12 protein-coding genes are annotated in these 16,073 nt (G+C 61.0%); 8 read left to right on the top strand and 4 right to left on the bottom strand.

Features of this window, described 5'->3' with window-relative positions; translation table 11 throughout:
• The first annotated feature begins 14 nt into the window (after nucleotides 1-14).
• The 5 genes from B5E60_RS04785 to B5E60_RS04765 all read left to right on the top strand — a co-directional run bounded on the left by B5E60_RS04785 (nucleotide 15) and on the right by B5E60_RS04765 (nucleotide 5,694).
• A complete protein-coding gene (locus tag B5E60_RS04785; RefSeq protein WP_087309895.1) occupies nucleotides 15-344 on the top strand; it encodes a hypothetical protein in 330 nt (109 codons plus the stop codon).
• Nucleotides 345-383: 39 nt separating this feature from the next.
• Nucleotides 384-677: a cell division protein ZapA gene (locus B5E60_RS04780; RefSeq protein ID WP_087309893.1), complete on the top strand. Its 294-nt coding sequence runs from the start codon at nucleotides 384-386 to the stop codon at nucleotides 675-677.
• 637 nt (nucleotides 678-1,314) lie between these two features.
• Nucleotides 1,315-2,862 (top strand): ribonuclease Y, encoded by a 1,548-nt coding sequence (gene rny, locus B5E60_RS04775; RefSeq protein WP_087309891.1) that lies wholly within the window; start codon nucleotides 1,315-1,317, stop codon nucleotides 2,860-2,862.
• A 257-nt stretch (nucleotides 2,863-3,119) separates the two neighbouring features.
• Nucleotides 3,120-3,764 carry an HD domain-containing protein gene (locus B5E60_RS04770; RefSeq protein WP_087309889.1) on the top strand — a complete coding sequence of 215 codons (645 nt, stop codon included), beginning with the start codon at nucleotides 3,120-3,122 and terminating at the stop codon, nucleotides 3,762-3,764.
• A 337-nt stretch (nucleotides 3,765-4,101) separates the two neighbouring features.
• A complete protein-coding gene (locus B5E60_RS04765; RefSeq protein ID WP_087309887.1) occupies nucleotides 4,102-5,694 on the top strand; it encodes a beta-N-acetylhexosaminidase in 1,593 nt (530 codons plus the stop codon).
• A gap of 153 nt (nucleotides 5,695-5,847) precedes the next feature.
• On the opposite strand, the gene B5E60_RS04760 is transcribed toward B5E60_RS04765, so the two are convergent.
• From B5E60_RS04760 to B5E60_RS04750, 3 genes are read right to left on the bottom strand one after another with little or no spacing between them, the layout of a single operon-like run.
• Nucleotides 5,848-6,816: a dihydroorotate dehydrogenase-like protein gene (locus tag B5E60_RS04760; protein ID WP_087309885.1), complete on the bottom strand. Its 969-nt coding sequence runs from the start codon at nucleotides 6,814-6,816 to the stop codon at nucleotides 5,848-5,850.
• A 26-nt stretch (nucleotides 6,817-6,842) separates the two neighbouring features.
• Nucleotides 6,843-7,946 carry a glycine cleavage system aminomethyltransferase GcvT gene (gcvT, locus tag B5E60_RS04755; protein ID WP_087309883.1) on the bottom strand — a complete coding sequence of 368 codons (1,104 nt, stop codon included), beginning with the start codon at nucleotides 7,944-7,946 and terminating at the stop codon, nucleotides 6,843-6,845.
• A 16-nt stretch (nucleotides 7,947-7,962) separates the two neighbouring features.
• A complete protein-coding gene (locus tag B5E60_RS04750) occupies nucleotides 7,963-9,168 on the bottom strand; it encodes a hypothetical protein (protein ID WP_087309881.1) in 1,206 nt (401 codons plus the stop codon).
• 89 nt (nucleotides 9,169-9,257) lie between these two features.
• Here B5E60_RS04750 and B5E60_RS04745 point away from each other — a divergent pair, with 89 nt between their 5' ends.
• The 3 genes from B5E60_RS04745 (at nucleotide 9,258) to B5E60_RS04735 (ending at nucleotide 14,492) form a co-directional block, all read left to right on the top strand.
• A complete protein-coding gene (locus B5E60_RS04745) occupies nucleotides 9,258-12,239 on the top strand; it encodes a PEP/pyruvate-binding domain-containing protein (RefSeq protein WP_087309879.1) in 2,982 nt (993 codons plus the stop codon).
• 94 nt (nucleotides 12,240-12,333) lie between these two features.
• Entirely contained in the window at nucleotides 12,334-13,671 is a 1,338-nt protein-coding gene (gene gdhA / locus B5E60_RS04740) for an NADP-specific glutamate dehydrogenase (protein ID WP_087309877.1), read from the top strand.
• Nucleotides 13,672-13,883: 212 nt separating this feature from the next.
• Nucleotides 13,884-14,492, top strand: coding sequence for a DUF4840 domain-containing protein (locus B5E60_RS04735; protein WP_087309875.1), 609 nt, complete (start codon nucleotides 13,884-13,886; stop codon nucleotides 14,490-14,492).
• 245 nt (nucleotides 14,493-14,737) lie between these two features.
• Here the strand turns inward: B5E60_RS04735 and B5E60_RS04730 are convergent, their stop codons facing one another.
• A complete protein-coding gene (locus B5E60_RS04730; RefSeq protein ID WP_087309873.1) occupies nucleotides 14,738-16,069 on the bottom strand; it encodes a glucose-6-phosphate isomerase in 1,332 nt (443 codons plus the stop codon).
• Between the last annotated feature and the right edge of the window lie 4 nt (nucleotides 16,070-16,073).

Here is a 16,073-nt window from a genome sequence, read left to right as displayed (position 1 = left end):
TCATACCGACACCGATGGCCGATAAAAGCGTGATAACGAACATCGAAGCCCGTGTCTGGCAGTTGATCGACGACCACAAAAGGCTTTCCGAACGCTGCAGCGAGCTGACCGCCCAACGCGATGCCCTGCGCATCGAGAAGCGTTCGCTCGAGGAGCGGATCCGGATTCTGGATGCCGAGGTAGCCAGGATGCAGCTTGCCGAAGGTCTTGCCGGCGGAGGTCCGAATCGCGAAAAGGCGAGGGCACGTGTCAACAGACTGATGCGGGAGGTTGACAAGTGCATCGCACTGCTGGGCCAATCCGCCGCACTCCCCGATGCCCCATCGGCCAAAAACGGGAAGTAGAGCGTAACCCGAGACGAAACGAATATAAAAAAACAGAAAATGGCAAAACAGGCGATAACCCTCAAGATAGCCGGCAAAAGCTACCCTTTCAACATCGAAAGCGGAAAAGAGGAGGCCTATCGTCTGGCCGAAAGAGAGGTAAACTCCTATGTCGCGCTGATCAAGCAGCAGAACATCAAGGGTTGGGGTGAGCAGGATTACCTGGCCATGGCCGCCCTGAAGTTCGCCATCGCAAACGTCAGCATCCGACAGAGCCGCGAACTCGACAACGAGGATCTCAAACACCTCGAGAAGATCAGTTCCGACATCGACACCTACCTCAACACCCTCTGACCGGAGGGGGCCTCCAGGGGGGCTAATGGAGCAACGGAGCAACGGGGCAACAAAAGAGCAACGGGGCAACGGGGCAACGGAGAAGGAGGGAGAAGACGGAGAAGGAGGGAGAAGACGGAGAAGGAGGGAGAAGACGGAGAAGACGGAGAAGGAGGGAAGGTCGTAAGGACGCTCTGAGGGGAAGGACGAACAGGAGGAAAAAGAAAGACGAAGAGAGGAGACAGACGAGACGAAAAATTACCGGAGGAATCCGGCCGAAAGGGTTGATCCGAAACGGAGGGCCCGAAAGCCGGAAACCCGAACCGATAGCAAAAAGAGGGGCCGCAGGCGGCATACGAACCGCGCCCAACCTCGACAACGTTCTTTTTACATATCAGAATCTACCCGCATAGATTCCTTAAAGCTTTGCGAAACTGAACACTTTTTATATTGGGGCAACTCCCGATGCTTCAAAATCAGGCCTTACTACCCGCATTGGGGAGTGCGTTACGGCGCACCGTTGGAAGATTGCGATACTCGGAGCCCCCACACATGACCTATCTTGCAGATTCGTCAAACGAGACTAAGGAAGCTATGCGGTTTTTTTTTGAATTTACTAACTAACACCTATTTATAAATTAAAAACACGTAAAGACCAATGTATACCACCATTTTGGTAGCCTGCATCTCGGCAGTGGTCGCCATTGCGATTTACGCGGTGATTACGAACTTCGTCGTCAAGAACACGATCCGCAAACGCCGCGATGCCGCACTCAAGGAGGCCGAAGCCGAAGCCGAGATGATCAAGAAGGAGCGGATCCTTCAGGCCAAGGAGAAGTTCATCCAACTCAAGAGCGAATACGACCGTCAGGTAAACGAGCGCAACCAGAAACTCAACCAGAGCGAACAGCGCGCCAAGCAGCTCGAGCAGAACCTCCAGAACAAGGAACGCGACCTAGAGAACAAGCTCCGCGACAACGATCGTCTCAAGGAGCAGATGCAGAACCAGTTGCAGATCCTCGAGCACAAGAAGGAGGAGATCGACCAGGTGCGCCGCGAACAGAACGTCCGCCTCGAACAGATCTCCGGCATGAGCACCGAGGAGGCCAAGAACATCCTCATGGAGAACATGAAGGCCGAGGCCAAGACCGAAGCCGCCGCCTATATCAACGAGACGATCGAAGAGGCCAAGATGACCGCCACGAAGGAGGCCAAACGCATCATCGTCGCCTCGATCCAGCGCGTGGCCACCGAAACCGCCATCGAGAATGCCGTCACGGTATTCAACATCGAGAGCGACGAGGTCAAGGGCCGCATCATCGGCCGTGAGGGCCGCAACATCCGTGCCCTGGAGGCCGCCACCGGCATCGAGATCATCGTCGACGACACCCCCGAGGCCATCATCCTCTCGGGATTCGACCCCGTGCGTCGCGAAATCGCCCGTCTGGCACTCCACCAGCTCGTCACCGACGGCCGCATCCACCCGGCCCGCATCGAGGAGGTCGTAGCCAAGGTCAAGAAACAGATCGAGGAGGAGATCGTCGAGGTCGGCAAACGCACGGCCATCGACCTGGGTATCCACGGTCTGCACCCCGAGATGATCCGTCTGATCGGCAAGATGAAATACCGTTCGTCCTACGGCCAGAACCTGTTGCAGCACGCCCGTGAGACGGCCAACCTGGCCGGTATCATGGCTTCCGAACTGGGTCTGAACCCCAAGATCGCCCGCCGTGCCGGTCTGCTGCACGATATCGGCAAGGTGCCCGACGACGAGCCCGAACTGCCGCACGCAATCATCGGCATGAAGCTCGCCGAGAAATACAAGGAGCGCCCCGAGGTCTGCAACGCCATCGGCGCCCACCACGACGAGGTGGAGATGACCTCGCTCATCGCCCCGATCATCCAGGCCTGCGATGCCATCTCGGGAGCCCGTCCGGGAGCCCGCCGCGAGGTAGTCGAGAGTTACATCAAGCGTCTGAAGGAGATGGAGGATATCGCACTGTCGTACCCCGGCGTCGTGAAGACCTACGCCATCCAGGCCGGACGCGAACTGCGTGTAATCGTCGGAGCCGACAAACTCTCCGACCAGGAATCGGAGGGACTCTCGCACGATATCGCCAAGAAGATCCAGGACGAGATGACCTACCCGGGCCAGGTGAAGATCACCGTCATCCGCGAAACCCGCGCCGTCGCCTACGCCAAGTAGCCCGGAGGGGCCGAACAAGGGGGGGGGCAGGCGATACAGAGCCGGGACGATGCAGGGACCGGGCGATACAAGAGCCGGGGCGATGCAGGGACCGGGAGATGCAAGAGCCGAACAATGGAACCGGACAGAAACGAACGAATCCCCCGAAACTCGCAAATAGGAAAACCCTCGAAAAATTCGAAACACCACACACAAAAAATCCTTCGGTCGGTTCCGAAGGATTTTTTGTACACCAACCGGCAAAAGAGACAGAAGCCATGAAACCGGAAATCCGCCGCGAACTCCGCGACTATATCGAGCAACAGATCATCCCCCGCTACCGGACGTTCGACCGGGCGCATAACCTCGACCACGTACGCGCGGTGATCGACCGCAGCCTGACGCTGGCCGCCGACTGCGAGGTCAACGCCGAAATGGTCTACACGATCGCCGCCTACCACGATACGGGACTCGTCAACGGCCGCGAGCACCACCACCTCGACGCGGGGCGCATTCTCGAAGCCGACCCGGAACTGCGCCGCTGGTTCCCGGAAGAAGAGATCCGCACGATGCGCGAAGCCGTTGAGGACCACCGCGCCTCATCGGATCACGCCCCGCGTTCGATCTACGGACGCATCGTTGCCGAGGCCGACCGACAGATCGACCCCGAGACGGTCCTCCGCCGCACGATCCAGTACAGCCTGGCCCACTACCCGGAGCTCGACCGCGAGGGGCACTTTGCACGCTGTGCCGGACATCTGCGGGGAAAATATGCCGAAGGGGGCTACCTGCGGCTGTGGATCGTCCCCTCGGAGAATGCCCGACGTCTTGACGAGCTGCGACGGATCATCAACGACGCGCAGCTGCTGCGCGACCGTTTCGACCACCTGTTCGACATCGAGATCCGAACATCCGGATTATAACCGAACCGCCGCATTTCGGACCGGCAGTCCCCGGCAGACTCCGACAAAAGACCTCCCGGATGAATCCGCTTCAAACAGAAAGCTCACGGACGCGGGCAGGGAGAGCGACTCCGACAGGAGAGGATCCGCACAGACCGCCGTCCAAAGACCCGACCACGCAACGGCTGCCCCGGAAACGGGCCTCTCGCCCGGGGAAAATGCGGTCCGAAGGACAAAAAGGAGGAATTTCTTACGGATTTTACCTAAAAAAGCGTACCTTTATGAAGTTTTGCTGCGGCCGACGGCCGGCATGACACCAAGCCGAGCTTCACACTAATCTGAACCAATAAAACAAACGATGAAAAAATTCCTTTTGTCGGCCTTTGCGCTCACTCTGGCAGGGTCCGGCTTCGCGGCGGCAGATCAGCCCGCGATCGTTCCCGTACCCCAACAGGTCACCAGCAACGGCTCGAAAGCCGTCACCCTGACGGCCGACAGCCGTATCAGCATTCCACGCTCGGACAAGGCGCTGCGCGGTGCCGCGGAGCTCTTCTCCCGACAGATTGCCCGGGAAGCGAATCTTGCGCTGAAGGTCGTCGAGAAGCCCGAGGGCAATATCCGTCTGGCCATCGATCCGAAGCTCGGCGAAGAGGCCTATCGGCTCGACATTACGAAGCAGGGTGTCGATATCCGGGGCGGAGCGCCGGCCGGAGTCTTCTACGGACTGCAGACGCTGCGGCAGTTGCTGACCCAGTATGGCGCGACGCTCCCCGAGGTGACGGTCGAGGATGCCCCCTCGTTCGGATACCGCGGGGCGATGCTCGACTGCTGCCGCCACTTCTTTTCGGTCGACGATGTCAAGACCTTCATCGACATGCTGGCCCTGCACAAGATCAACCGTTTCCACTGGCACCTGACCGACGATCAGGGCTGGCGCATCGAAATTCACCGCTATCCCGAACTGACGCGCGTCGGTTCGCAGCGCGCCGAGACGGTCCTCGGACACAACTCGCCGGCCTGTGACGGCATCCCCTACGGCGGCTACTACACCCAGAAACAGATCCGCGAGGTGGTGGCCTATGCCGCCGAACGGTTCGTCACCGTGGTTCCCGAGATCGAGATGCCGGGCCACGCTTCGGCCGCTCTGACAGCCTATCCCTGGCTGGGCTGCGCCGGCGAAGGATACGAGGTGCAGCCCCACTGGGGTGTCTTCCCCGAGGTCTTCTGCGCCGGCAAGGACTCAACCTTCGAGTTCATGCAGAACGTGCTGGCCGAGGTGATCGAACTCTTCCCCTCGGAATACATCCACGTGGGCGGCGACGAGTGCCCGAAGGATAACTGGAAGATCTGCCCCAACTGCCAGAAGCGCATTCGCGACGAAAAGCTCAAGGACGAACACGAACTGCAGAGCTATTTCGTCCTGCGCATGGAGAAGTGGCTCAACGAGCACGGACGCCACCTGATCGGCTGGGACGAGATCCTCGAGGGAGGCATCTCGAAGAGTGCCACCATCATGTCGTGGCGCGGCGCCAAGGGAGGCATCGCCGCAGCCCGTTCGGGCAACAAGGTGATCATGACGCCCAACACCCACTGCTATCTGGACTACTATCAGACCGAGCAACCCCTGGGCAACGAACCGTGGGGAATCGGCGGATACGTTTCGGTCGAGAAGGCCTACTCGCTCGATCCCTACGATCAGCTGACCGAGGCCGAGCGCCCCTACATCCTCGGCGTACAGGGCAACATCTGGACCGAGTACATGGCCTCGCTGGCCCACGTCCAGCACATGGTGCTGCCGCGCATCGCCGCACTGGCCGAGGTGGGATGGGCATACGACCGCCGCGACATCAACGACTTCCGCCGCCGCATGGAGAATCTCCGCAAGATCTACGAGCGGTGCGGATACCGCTACGCCCCCTACTTCTTCGAGAAACCCGTGGCCGGGGAATAGCGCCGAGACACAGAACTACCGGCTGAAGCACCGAAAACAACAGAGGGGGGGGGCCGCAGGCGATACCGGCACGGCGGACCCTTTTCCCCCCCCCCCGACAAAAAAGCGGAGATCCTTTCGGGGATCTCCGCTTTTTCCTGCCGCAGACGGCGCCTACTCAACGTCGTGCGGGAAATACTTCATGTACTGTACGCGCTGGAAGAATTCGCCCTGCGACGAGCCGTAGTCCATCCGTCCGCGGAAGGACTCCAGCGTATCGAAACCGTGGCGCGCAGCCCACTCGTCGACGAAGCGGCCGATCTGCCCGATCACCTCATAGCCGTGCTTGTGGATGGCCGTGCAGACCTGAACGGCCTTCGCGCCGCACAGCAGCGCCTTGACGGCCGCCGCACCGTCGTGCACACCCGTCGAAACGGCCACGTCCAGCTGCGGCAGGACGTGCGAACAGAGGGCCGTGCTCCGCAGCACGTTGCGCAGTTCGCTCGGCTCGCTGAAGGGATCGGCCGGCTGGAGAGTCATCTTCTCGATGTCGATATCGGGTTCGAAGAAGCGGTTGTAGAGCACCACGCCCTTGGCACCGCGGGCCAACAGCGTGTCACACGTCGAGAGGACGTTCGTCAACCGCATCGGGAGCTTGACCGATACGGGGATCTTCACCGCCGAGGCCACCTTGCGCACGATGTCGGCATAGTGCTGCTCGATCTGCGCGGCCGAAGCGTGACGGTCCGTTGGCAGCACGAAGATATTCAGTTCGAGGGCCGAGGCTCCGGCAGCCTCCATCGACGTGGCGTAGTCGATCCACGCCTCGCCCGTGCCGATGCAGTTGATGCTTCCGATGACGGGTACCCCCAGGGCGGCGGCATCCTTGACCAGCTGCAACAGTTCGGCCTTGTAGGCGTCACCCAGATAGCGTTCGAGATACTCGCCGGCATCCCCGTAGCCCTCCATCTTGTCCAGCGAGGCGGCCTGACGGTAGATCTGCTCCTCGAAGATCGACTTCAATACGACGGCGCCCGCCCCGTGGCGTACGCACTCCTCGATATGGGTCTTGTTCGACGTGTAGGGCGAACTGCTCACAACGACCGGACTCGAAAGTTCGAGTCCCAGGTATTCGGTTTTCATCTTTCTATGCGTTTTTTGGTAATCCGTTATACAAAAGGAATCTTCACCACCTCGGCGCGCACGGGCTTCTCGCGGATGATGACATCAACCTGCGTGCCGACTTTGGCAAAGGGAGTCTCGACGTAGCCCAGCGCCACGCCCACCTTCAGACACGGCGACATGGTGCCCGAGGTGACGTGGCCGATCGCACGCCCTTCGGCATCGGCCAGCGCGTAGCCGTGGCGCGGAATGCCTCGCCCGACCATCTTCAGCCCGACGAGCCTGCGTGCAACGCCCTCTGCCTTCTGGCGCTCCAACAGCGGACGGTCGATGAAATTCTTCCCCTCGGCGAACTTCGTGATCCAGCCCAGCCCCGCCTCGATAGGTGAGGTTGTGTCGTCGATGTCGTTGCCGTAGAGGCAGAAGCCCTTCTCCAGGCGCAGTGTGTCGCGCGCTCCCAGACCGATATTCTTCAGTCCGTACTCGGCACCGGCCTCCCAGAGGGCCTTCCACAGCCGGGCGCCATCCTCGTTGGCCACGTAGATCTCGCAGCCTCCGGCACCCGTGTAGCCCGTGATCGAGAGGATCGCCCGGCAGCCGGCCACCTCCATCTTGCGGAACGTATAGTACTCCATCTCCTCGACCGGCTCCGTGCACATCTTCTGCACGATCTTCATGGCCAGGGGTCCCTGTACGGCCAGCTGGCAGATCTCGTCCGAAGCGTTGTAGAGCTCCTTGCCGGCTCCGGCCTCCATGCCGAACTCCTCGCCGCCCACGCGGCAGATGTGCGCCCAGTCTTTCTCGATATTGGCGGCGTTGACGCACAGCATGTAGGTCTGGGCGTCGATGCGGTAGACCAGAATGTCGTCGACGATGCCTCCGCGGCCGTTCGGCATGCACGAATACTGCACCTTGCCGTCGTAGAGCTTCGACACGTCGTTGGTTGTGATGCGCTGCAGCAGCGCCTCGGCCCTGGGTCCCTTGACCCAGATCTCGCCCATGTGGCTCACGTCGAAGACGCCCGCACCCTGACGCACGGTCATGTGCTCGTCGGTGATGCCCGTGAACTCGATGGGCATGTTATAACCCGCAAATTCGGCCATCCTGGCCCCTGCGGCGATGTGATAATCGGTAAATACGGTGGTTTTCATATCAGGTGTTTGGTGGTTACTCGCGACGTTTCACGCCCAGACGCGGACAGCGGTGGAACTCCTTCGTGCGGTCGAACAGGTAGCGGTAGGTCGTGTGGACCTTGTGGCGCGTGGCGCAGACGTAGGTCTCGATCATGCGGTTCATCACCGGGTTGAAGTCGCCGATCCACGCCAGCTCCATCGTCTTGTAGGGGTTCTTCGTCAGCTCGAGGAACTCGTAGTACTTGACCATGATGGCCGACTCGACCCCCTTGCCGTGGAATTCGGGCGTAATGCCGAAGATCACCCCGAAGATGCGGTCGCACGACTTGCGCACCTTCAGGTCCCACATCAGGCGCAGCTTCTGCCACAGCCCGAACTTGCCGTTGAACTTGCCGATCAGGCGGTTCAGGTCGGGCACCGTGATGAAGAAGCCGATCGGCTCGTCGTTGAAGTAGGCGAAGAAGATGATGTTCGGGTCGATGATCGGCTTCATCTCGTGGACCATGGCCAGCGCCTCCTCCTGCGTCATGGGCTTCACCCCCGAAAAGAGGGCCCAGGCCTTGTTGTAGATCACGCGGAAATTCTCGGCCGCCTCCTCGAGATTCTTCATGTCGATGTGCTCGACGCGGTAGCCCGGCACGGTATAGAGCCGCTTGGCGCGGGCGAAGATCTGCTTGTTGGCCTCCGAGTTGTTCACGCGCCAGATGAAGCTGTGCTGGTTGAAGTAGTTGCGGAAGCCGTAGTTTTCGAACAGATCCTTGTAGTAGGGCGGGTTGTAGGGGTTCTTGTAGAGGGGCTGGAACTCATAGCCCTCGACCAGCAGGCCCCACCAGTCACGGCGCTGTCCGAAGTTCACCGGGCCGTCCATGGCCTCCATGCCGCGGCTGGCGAGCCACATCCGTGCGGTGTCGAACAGCAGGTTGGCCACCTCCTGGTCTTCGATCGATTCGAAGAAGCCGCAGCCGCCCGTGGGCTGCTCCTCCAGAGCGGCCTTTTCGCGGTTGTAGAAGGCCGCGATACGGCCCACGACCTCGCCCCGTGCGTTGCGCGCCACCCAGCGGATGGCCTCGCCGTCGGCAAACAGGTCGTTGCGCCGGGGGTCGAAGACCTCCAGCACGTCGACGTCCAGCGGGCAGACCCAGTTGCGGTTTCCCTTGTAGATGCGTTTCGGGAGGTCGAGCCACTCGCGCTCGACAGTCGGCGTCGTAACCTCCTGCAACGTATATTTCTCCTTATTCATCGGCTTGAGCGTTAAATTCGATGTTTACAACGTTCAAAGGTAACAATTTTTTCCTTATTTTTGTTCATCTGCCAAATTTCCGGATCCGAATGAACAAAAGCCTCGAACAATACATGCCCGACGGGAGCAAACTCCCCTATCGGTTCATGAAATACCGCATCCACAAGATCCTGCTCGTCTGCTGCAGCTACGACGGCTACATCCTCGAGGAGGACGGCCACATCGAATCGCAGATCAACCAGGAGTACATCGACCTCAACATGTCGAACCCGCCGTCGCTCACGCGTGTCAGCTCGACGGCCGAGGCGCTCGAGGCCCTGGCCGAGGACGACTCCTACGACTTCATCCTGACGATGTACAACGTCGGCGAACCCGACGTCTTCGCCTTCGCCCACATCGTCAAGGAGCGCCATCCGCAGATCCCCGTAGCGCTGCTCACCTCCTTCTCGAAGGACATCTACCGCCGCATCGAGGAGCAGGACCACTCGGGCCTCGACTACATTTTCTCGTGGCACGGCAACACGGACCTGATCATCGGTATCATCAAACTCATCGAGGACAAGATGAACGCCGACGAGGATATCCTCGAGGGGGGCGTGCAGGCCATCCTGCTGGTCGAGGACTCGATCCGCTTCTACTCGACCTACCTGCCCGAACTCTACAAGCTGATCCTACTGCAGAACACCGAATTCCTGAAGGACGCCTTCAACGAACAGCAGCAGGTGCTCCGCAAACGGGCCCGTCCGAAGATCCTCCTGGCACGCAGCTACGACGAGGCCGTCGAACTCTACGACCGCTACCACAAGAACCTGCTCGGCGTAATCTCCGACGTGGGGTTCGTCCTCCACCGCAACGCCCCCTCCGAGAGCGAGAAGCTCGACGCCGGAATCGACCTCTGCCGCCGCATCAAGCAGGACAATCCGCTGATGCCCGTGCTGCTGCAGTCGTCGCAGACCTCCTTCCGCGAACAGGCCCGGGCGCTCGGCGCCGGCTTCATCGCCAAGAACTCCAAGACGCTGCTCTCCGAGCTGAGCGACTACATCGCCAAGGAGTTCGCCTTCGGCGACTTCGTCTTCGAGGACCCCGAGACCGGTGCCGAAATCGGCCGCGCCAAGGACCTCACGCAAATGCAGCAGATGATCGCCACGATCCCCGACAAGGCCTTCGAGTACCACACCTCGCAGAACCACCTCTCCAAGTGGCTCTATTCGCGCGGACTGTTCCCGCTGGCCGCCTCGATCCGCCAGTACAACAAGAGCCACTTCTCGTCGGTCGAGGAGCACCGCCGCGTACTGGTCAACCTGATCCGCGACTACCGCACGCTGCTCGGTCAGGGTGTCGTGGCACGCTTCGACCCGGAGACCTACTCCGATGCCGTGGCCTTCGCCCGCATCGGCGAGGGTTCGCTCGGCGGCAAGGCCCGCGGCCTGGCCTTCATGAACTCGATGCTCACCAAGCACCGCCAGTACGACAAACACGAGAACGTCCGCATCATGATCCCCCGCTCGGTGGTCATCGCCACGGAGTATTTCGACGAGTTCATCCACCGCAACGGCCTGCAATACATCATCTCGCAGGACTTCTCCGACGAGGAGATCCTCTCGGAATTCGTCACCTCGACCGTGCCGCAGCGCCTGCAGGAGGAGCTGAAGGCCTACATCCGCACGGTCCGCACGCCGCTGGCCATACGCTCCTCGTCCAAACTCGAGGATTCGCACTACCAGCCCTTCGCCGGCATCTACTCCACCTACATGATCCCCTACACGCCCAACGAGGATCAGATGCTGCGGCTCGTCCTGCGCGCCGTCAAGAGCGTCTACGCCTCGGTCTACTTCGCCGCCTCGAGGGCCTACATCGCCTCGTCGCAGAACCTCATCTCGGAGGAGAAGATGGCCGTCATCATCCAGGAGGTCTGCGGCACGGAGCAGAACGGGCTGTGGTTCCCGACCTGCTCGGGCGTCGCCCGCTCGATCAACTACTACCCGATCGGCGACGAACAGCCCTCGGACGGCGTCTGCAACCTGGCCATGGGTCTGGGCAAACTGGTCGTCGACGGCGGCCGTACGCTGCGCTTCTCGCCCCGCTACCCGCAGAAGGTGCTCCAGACCTCGACCCCCGAATTGGCGCTGAGCGACACGCAGACCGAGGTGCTGGCCCTGAGCCTGCGCCCCGAGGAGTTCCGCACCTCGATCGACGATGCGGTCAACCTGCGCCGCCTGACGCTGCGCGAAATCGGCGACTACCGCAACTCGCGCTACGTCTGCTCGGTCTGGGACCGCGAGAACGAACGCATCTCGGACAGTCCGTTCGACCGCGGGCGCAAGGTCATCACGTTCAACAACATCCTCAAGTACAACACCTTCCCGCTGGCCGAGATCATCTCGGACATCCTCCGCATGGGGGCCGAGGAGATGCGCTGCCCCGTAGAGGTGGAGTTCGCCGTCAATATGGACGTCGCCCCCGGCCAGCAGCAGATCTTCAACCTGCTGCAGATCCGCCCGATCATCGACAACCAGGACAACCGCGCCATCGACTGGTCGAAGGAGGACCCCGCCCGGGCACTGATCTACGGCGAACAGGCCCTCGGCATCGGCATGATGGCCGACCTCGCGGACATCATCTACGTCAAGAGCGACGCCTTCGACTCGCTCTCGACCGAAAAGATCGCCGACGAACTGCTCCAGCTGAACAACCGCATGCGTGACGAAGGACGCTCCTACATCCTCGTCGGACCGGGCCGCTGGGGATCGTCGGATCCCTATCTGGGCGTTCCCGTCAAGTGGAACCACATCTCCGAGGCGAAGGTCATCGTCGAGTGCGGCATCGAGAAGTTCGAGGTCGAGCCCTCGCAGGGGACCCACTTCTTCCAGAACGTCACCTCGCTGGGGGTGGGCTATCTGACGATCAGCCCCTTCCGCGGCGACGGCATCTTCCGCGAAGAGGAGCTCAACGCCCGCAAGGCCCTCTATGAGGGGGTCTATCTGCGTCAGGTGCGCTTCGAACACCCGCTCTGGGTCTGCATCGACGGGCGTTCGAGCAAGGGCATGGTCCGGGAAGCACAGAAAGACTAAAATTTCCCGAAATTTTCCCGAAGAAAGTTACAATCCATAAGAAATATTGCTATATTTGTAACAGAAGAATACCAAACCTAAAAACTTCAAAGCTATGAACGTAAACAAAATCATGACGGAACTCGAGCGTAAGCACCCCGGCGAAAGCGAATATCTGCAGGCCGTACGCGAAGTGCTGATGACCGTCGAGGAGGCCTACAACCAACACCCCGAATTCGAGGCCAACCGCATCGCCGAACGGATCGTCGAGCCCGACCGCATCTTCACGTTCAAAGTCGTATGGGTAGACGACCGCGGCGAGGTGCAGACCAACCTCGGCTACCGCATCCAGTTCAACAACGCCATCGGCCCCTACAAGGGCGGTCTGCGTTTCCACCCCTCGGTCAACCTCTCGATCCTCAAGTTCCTCGGTTTCGAGCAGATCTTCAAGAACGCCCTGACGACCCTGCCGATGGGCGGCGCCAAGGGCGGCTCGGACTTCAACCCCAAGGGCAAGTCGGATCGCGAAGTGATGCGCTTCTGCCAGGCCTTCATGACCGAACTCTGGCGCCACATCGGTCCCGAGACCGACGTCCCGGCCGGTGATATCGGCGTCGGCGGCCGCGAAATCGGTTACCTCTACGGCATGTACCGCAAACTCGCCCGCGAGAATACCGGCGTACTGACCGGCAAGGGCATGACCTACGGCGGTTCGCTCATCCGTCCCGAGGCTACGGGCTTCGGCGCCGTCTACTTCCTGCGCCAGATGCTCCAGAAGGCCGGCATGGATATCAAGGGTCAGACGATCGCCATCTCGGGCTTCGGCAACGTCGCCTGGGGTGCCGCCAAGAAGGCCACGGAACTCGGAGCCAAGGTCGTGACGCTGTCGGGTCCCGACGGTTATGTCTACGATCCGGACGGTCTGAACGACGAGAAGATCAACTATATGCTTGAGCTGCGGGCCTCGAACAACGACGTCGTGGAGCCCTACGTGCAGAAGTTCCCCGGTGCGAAGTTCTTCGCCGGCCGCAAGCCCTGGGAGGTCAAGGTCGACATCGCCATGCCGTGCGCCACGCAGAACGAGCTGGACGGTGAGGATGCCAAGAAGCTGCTGGCCAACGGCGTGAAGATCGTGGCCGAGGTTTCGAACATGGGCTGCCGTCCGGAGGCCATCGACGCCTTCATCGCCGCCAAGATCCCCTACGGACCGGGCAAGGCCGTCAACGCCGGCGGCGTGGCCACCTCGGGGCTGGAGATGACGCAGAACGCCCAGAAGCTCAACTGGACGGCCGAGGAGGTCGATGCCAAGCTGCACCAGATCATGTCGTCGATCCACCACGCCTGCCTCGAATACGGCACCGAAAAGGATGGCTACATCAACTACATGAAGGGCGCCAACATCGCCGGCTTCATGAAGGTGGCCAAGTCGATGGTCGAGCAGGGCATCCTGTAACTCCGCGACTCTCCGAAATACGAAAGGCCGTCCGACATCGGACGGCCTTTTTTGTGCGATCGCCCCCCCGAAACGGCTCCGGCGGGAAAATGCTTATGCTGAAAAATGCAGGGTTCATCATCAAACTCCGCCGGATGGTTGAATTTATTTGATGCTGTCGATGCGGTGTTCTACCTTTGGTTGCAGTCAAACCTCTAAACACGTTACGGATTATGACACACATTCGGAAAATCACCAACACCCTGGCAGCCGTAGCACTGGCCTGCCTGACGCTGGCCTCGGCAGCCTGCTCGGACGATGACGACAACAACACCCCGGCCCCCGACAAGCAGGGAGAGGCCCTGACGCTTCAGGATGTCGCCGGGAGCTACGCCGGAACGTTCGACTTCACGGCCGAGCCCAGCGAACTGAACCCCAAACCCGAACCGCAGACCGATATCGCCGTTTCGCTCGAGGTGAACGAGAAGGGCACGCTGCATTTTGCCGAGTTCCCGGCCGCCACGCTGGTCGAGGCGCTGCTCGGTGATGCCGCCTCGGGCGTGATCGCGATGCTGGGGACGGTCACCTACGACGCCGCGATCGGCACCCCGACGGCCGACGCCTCGAAACTCACGGCCGCACTGACGACCCCCGATCTGGAGCTCTCGCTGATGGCCGGCGCCCTGAAGGTGCAGATTGCGATCGAAGCCCCCGAGCAGCTCTCCTACACGAAGGGGGGGGGCAATCTGACCTTCACGCTCAAGACCCTCCGCTGCACGCTTAACGACGAAGACCCGATGGATCTGGTCAACACACTGACGTTTACGGTTCAAAAGCAGTAGACCGCAGGACGTCGGACATTGCGGAGATGCGGCCCGCGGCCGGACGGCCGGTGACGAGCGATGGTGCGAAACGCCGTCAGGCCCCGCCGACAAGCGACAACAGGTCACGCTTCCCGTCTCCGGAGAGGGGCGGCAACAGGGAAACGCCGCCGGCCGGGCCCTCTTCCGATTCCGGCGATCCGCGCCGAAAAAAAGGGCTGTCCCCGATTGGGAACAGCCCTTTTTCATGCCTTGTCGGCCAACGGCTACAGACGCGCCTTGATCGCTTTGGTGGCCTCCTCGTAGCCCGGCTTCTCGAGCAGGGCGAACATGTTCTTCTTGTAGGCCTCGACCCCCGGCTGGTCGAACGGATTGACACCCAGCAGATAACCGCTGATGCCGCACGCCTTCTCGAAGAAATAGAGCAGCGAACCGATCACCTCGGCCGTTACGGCCGGAATCTCCACCCGCAGGTTGGGAACCCCGCCGTCGACGTGAGCCAGCTGCACGCCCAGTTCGGCCATGCGGTTGACCTCCGAGATACGCTTGCCGGCCAGGTAGTTCAGACCGTCGAGGTTCTCCGGATCGGATTCGATAACCACCTTAGCGGCGGGCTGCGCTACGGAGATGATCGTCTCGAACATCTCGCGCTCACCCTGCTGGATGTACTGTCCCATCGAGTGCAGGTCGGCCGTCAGCGTCACGCTGGCCGGGAAGATACCCTTGCCCTCCTTGCCTTCGCTCTCGCCGTAGAGCTGCTTCCACCACTCGTTGATGTACTGCAGACGGGGTTCGTACGAACCGAGGATCTCGATCTTCTTGCCGCCCTGGTACAGCAGGTTGCGCACCACGGCGTAGATGGCCGAGGGGTTCTCGGCAAAGGGAACCTCCTCCGAGGTGGCCTTCTCCATCTCCTGTGCACCGCGCACCAGCGCCCGGACATCCACGCCGGCCACGGCCAGCGGCAGCAGTCCCACGGGGGTCAGCACCGAGAAGCGGCCACCCACGTCGTCCGGAATGACGAAGGTCGGATAACCCTCCTTCGTGGCGAGCGTCTTCAGTGCGCCGCGCGCCTTGTCGGTCACGGCCACGATCCGCTCGGCAGCACCCTGCTTGCCATAACGGCGCTCAATCTCGGCCTTGATCAGGCGGAAGGCGATGGCCGGCTCGGTCGTCGTCCCCGACTTCGAGATGACGATCGCGGCAATCGAGTGCTCCTTCACAGCCTCGAGCAGTTCGGCCGTATAATCCTCCGAAATATTCTGTCCGGCAAAGAGCACCGTCGGGTTCCTGTGCTCCTTGTGCAACAACTCGAAGGGGTTGCTCATCGCCTCCAGAACGGCCTTCGCACCCAGATACGAACCGCCGATACCAATGCAGATCACCACGTCGGCCCGGGCGCGCAGTTTGGCCGCCTCGGCCTCGATGGCGTCGAGATCCGCCTCCGTGATCGACGACGGAAGGTGAATCCATCCCAGAAAATCGTTGCCGGCACCCTTGCCCGAGTGCAGCAGGGCGTTGGCAGCCTGCGCCTTGGCCTCCATCTCGGGGGTGATCTCCACACCCGCCTTCGAGATGTCCAGTTTTACGTTTTTCATATGC

The sequence above is a fragment of the Alistipes sp. An116 genome (genome assembly GCF_002161005.1).
Lineage (GTDB): Bacteria > Bacteroidota > Bacteroidia > Bacteroidales > Rikenellaceae > Alistipes > Alistipes megaguti.
The sequence above is the reverse complement of the archived record's forward strand: the minus strand, read 5'-3'. Positions and strand labels throughout refer to the sequence as shown.